This is a genomic window from Halorubrum sp. Atlit-28R (assembly GCF_003665955.1).
Classification (GTDB): Archaea; Halobacteriota; Halobacteria; order Halobacteriales; family Haloferacaceae; genus Halorubrum; species Halorubrum tropicale.
On sequence record NZ_QPLS01000051.1, the window covers coordinates 1 to 837 of the forward strand.

Genomic DNA, 837 nt, shown 5'->3' on the forward strand with positions numbered 1-837 from the left:
CCCCGTCACTCATCGTCAACTGGATCAAGGGGATCTCTGCCCGCAAGTACAACCAGAGATACGACGACCGCGTGAAGTGGACTCGTTCGTACTACGTCGGTACCGCGGGGAGCGCCTCGAAGGGCGCTGTCGAACAGTACATCGCTGAACAGGAAGGTGGCGACGAATGAAACGCGTCAACACCTTCGAAGTGGTTCCACAGACCGAGAACGACGAAGAGTGCCTTCGACGGCTCCTCGATGCGTCCGCCTCTCTGTGGAACGAATTGACCTACGCACGTCGTCAGAACTACTTCGGTGACGGCGACGTGTGGGACACGTCTGAGTACCGTGGACAGTACAACGGTGTCGTCGGAAGCGCGACCGTTCAACAGGTCACGCGCAAGAACAGCGAAGCGTGGCGGTCGTTCTTCGCCCTCAAAGAGAACGGTGAGGACGCCAACCCACCGTCGTACTGGGGCAATGAAGAGGACGGACGCGAACTCCGTACCTACATCCGAAACGACCAGTACACAATTCAGTGGGGGAAGCGTAGTCGTCTCGAAATTCCTGTTGGGCAAGAACTGAAAGACGAGTACGGACTCGGCTACCACGAACGGCTCCGCCTCGAAGTCCGAGGCAACCCGAAGTGGGACGGCGAACAGGGCCGTCTGGAACTCGAATACGACGAAGTGAGCGACACGTTCAGGGCTTTTCAACCAGTCACCGTCCCTGATTCTCGACTGGATTCACCACTGGCTTCTCACGAAGCCGCCCTTGACGTTGGCGCGAACAATCTCGTCGCCTGTTCCACGACCACTGGGAACCAGTACCTCTACGACGGTCGTGAGTTGTTCGG

Annotated in this window: 1 protein-coding gene and 1 pseudogene; both read left to right on the plus strand. The window is 58.2% G+C overall.

Annotated elements, in window-relative coordinates; translation table 11 throughout:
* Positions 1-170, plus strand: a 170-nt coding sequence (locus DVK06_RS16725) for a transposase (protein WP_199718750.1), incomplete at its 5' end; no start/stop codon positions are given.
* A pseudogene (locus DVK06_RS16730) lies at positions 167-837 on the plus strand (IS200/IS605 family transposon protein TnpB); the annotation flags it as partial. The gene DVK06_RS16725 and the pseudogene DVK06_RS16730, both read left to right, overlap by 4 nt.